This is a genomic window from Flavobacterium pygoscelis (genome assembly GCF_023162025.1).
In the GTDB taxonomy this organism is placed as follows: Bacteria; Bacteroidota; Bacteroidia; order Flavobacteriales; family Flavobacteriaceae; genus Flavobacterium; species Flavobacterium pygoscelis.
On sequence record NZ_JALNUB010000032.1, the window covers coordinates 982 to 3,630 of the forward strand.

Annotated in this window: 2 protein-coding genes; both read right to left on the minus strand. The window is 31.4% G+C overall.

The window, feature by feature from the left end:
- Positions 1-714: 714 nt before the first annotated feature.
- Positions 715-1,533 carry a DUF1963 domain-containing protein gene (locus tag MW871_RS16170; RefSeq protein WP_248429420.1) on the minus strand — a complete coding sequence of 273 codons (819 nt, stop codon included), beginning with the start codon at positions 1,531-1,533 and terminating at the stop codon, positions 715-717.
- A 193-nt stretch (positions 1,534-1,726) separates the two neighbouring features.
- Positions 1,727-2,350 (minus strand): CatB-related O-acetyltransferase, encoded by a 624-nt coding sequence (locus tag MW871_RS16175; RefSeq protein WP_188051631.1) that lies wholly within the window; start codon positions 2,348-2,350, stop codon positions 1,727-1,729.
- Positions 2,351-2,649 lie beyond the last annotated feature (299 nt).

Genomic DNA, 2,649 nt, shown 5'->3' on the forward strand with positions numbered 1-2,649 from the left:
TGGCGCTTGGCGTGGTTGAGGACTTTTGAAACCGAGTATTTTCGGCTTAACGTAAATGTAGTGAAAAAACGCTAATTCCACTAAAACCCCAATCACGCCAAACGGCTGTTATGCGATCGGCAGTATATGTTCTATGTTTGTCCATTCCAATTCATTCCAATTGTCGCTTCCAAAATTAGTTAATATTTATTCTTCTACATCTTCTTTTGACCTTAAAAAGCTAAAAAAGAACCGGGAAAATTTCGCTTTTTATATTTCTGTTTTCCACAAACTCGATAAAATCCAATTTTCAAGTTTCCACATTCTACAAACTTAATCACGTTTCAATTTTCAAGTTTCTGTTTTCCATAAACTCGATAAAATTCCACTTTTCAAGTTTCCACATTCTGCAAACTTAATCACACTTCAATTTTCAAGTTTCAGTTTTCCACAAACTTGAGCAAGTTTCATTTTCCACTTTAAAAACAAAAAAAAAGCTAAAAAATTTCGATTTTAAAGTTTCGATTTTCAGTTTTCAACCTTTAATTTCTTCTTTTTCTGTGCGCTCCAACCTGCTGTCGCATAACGTCTTGCAGCTTGGCGAAGTGGCGGATTTAGAAGCACTTACTTTCAATTAAGCACTAAACTTCATTTGAAAACCGAATGTTCAAATTAGCACTGAACCCGCCATTTTGCCAAACTGCTGTTGTGCGTTCGGTTTTATTTTTTCTGTATTTATGAGTTTTGAAATATTAAAACAGTTTTGTCAAAATTTCGTTCTTTCAAATCTTTTTCCTTTATTGCAAAATATCCCATTGAAGAAATATAAAAGTTTTCAAAAAATTCTGGAATTGAATTTTCTGTTGAAAATTGAAATAAATTAATAAACTCATTTCGAATATTATCTATTTTTTCTTGATTTGTTTCAAGTTCATCTGATGAAAATTCTATTCCTAAATATTCGCAAGCCCATTCAATTTTCACATCACTTTGCATTGGATAAGTATGACCTAAAATTTGGTTGTTTTCATAAGTGAAGAAATCTTCATCAATTTCATAATATGAATTTACATCATTTTCACTTAAAGTTTCTATTTCTAAAGTTTCAACAGATGGAAATGTGTAAATAGTTTCAAATGTCATTTTCAAATCTTTAAAGCGACAATCTTCATTTAGGTCAGTAGGAAAAGGTGTTTCAGATAAATTATTTTCTGTCGAATATATAACTTTATGTTCTAAATTAAATTCTGATGGATTTGCGATAAAAAAATATAGCATTCCATAATTTGGTAAGGTTTTATCAATGTCAAACTCACTTACTTGTTTTAAGTTTAATTGAGCTAAAAAAGTCATTGGTTCGTTTTCGCTTTTTGGCCATTCAATATTTTTAGGCAAATCAGGTTTTCCTCCAAATTTTGAATCTCCAAGATTAATTTCTGGTTGGTTTTCTTCAACGTCTATGTTTATTGCTGGAATTAAAAAAGTTTCAATTTCTTTCCCTTTTTCCCATTTTATATCATTAAGTTGTTTTAAATATTCTTCTTTTGTCTTCATTTATTAACATGTTTTTCTTTCGGTTTTCTGTCGCTCCAAACTGACGCACAACGTCTTGGCGCTTGGCGAGGTTGCGAACTTTGTAACCGAGTTCTTTCGGCTAAGATAGAATATCTTGCGAAAGAAAAATATGAATTAACCACAGAATTCGCAATCTCGCCAAACGGCTGTTGTGCGATCGCTTTTTTATTTACTATATTTTTAAATCATCGATATTTTCGCCTGTCAAATTTTGCAAGTTTTCGGTGATTTTTTCAATTTCCCAATTCCACCAAGCAATTTTTAAAAGTTTTTCGATTTGCTCTTTATTAAACCTTTTTTTTATTTCTTTTGCTGGATTTCCGCCAACAATTGAATATGGTTCAACGTTTTTAGTTACAGTTGAATTACTTGCAATTATTGCTCCATCTCCAATTTTTATTCCGGGCATAATTGTAGTGTTAAATCCTATCCAAACATCATTTCCAATTTCAGTATTTCCTTTATTTGGATATGTTTTTCCATCCATTGCATTTTTCCAATTTCCACCAAATATTGCAAAAGGAAATGAACTAATTGATTTTGACAGATGATTTGCGCCATTCATAATGAATTTGACATCAGATGCTATCATACAAAACTTTCCAATTATTAATTTATCACCGATAAAGTCAAAATGATATTTAACATTTTTCTCAAAATTTTCTACATTTTCAAAGTCATCGTAGTAAGTAAAATCGCCAACAATTATATTTGGATTTTTAATTACATTTTTAAGAAAACAAAGTCTTTCGTAATTTTCAAGAGGAAATTTTATGTCTTTATTTGGAGTTTTCATTTAGATAAATTTCTGTTTTTCAGTGCGATTTTCGAAAGTGTCGCACAACGTCTTGGCGCTTGGCGAGGTTGCGAACTTCGTAACCGATTTCTTTCGGCTAAGATAGAATATCTTGCGAAAGAAAAATATGAATAAATTTCTGTTTTTCAGTGCGATTTTCGAAAGTGTCGCACAACGTCTTGGCGCTTGGCGAGGTTGCGAACTTCGTAACCGATTTCTTTCGGCTAAGATAGAATATCTTGCGAAAGAAAAATATGAATTAACTACAAAATTCGCAATCTCGCCAAACGGCTGTTATG

Coding starts and splice junctions, on each gene's coding strand:
- MW871_RS16170 (WP_248429420.1), bottom strand. CDS start 1,533: ATGAAGACAAAAGAAGAATATTTAAAACAACTTAATGATATAAAATGG.
- MW871_RS16175 (WP_188051631.1), bottom strand. CDS start 2,350: ATGAAAACTCCAAATAAAGACATAAAATTTCCTCTTGAAAATTACGAA.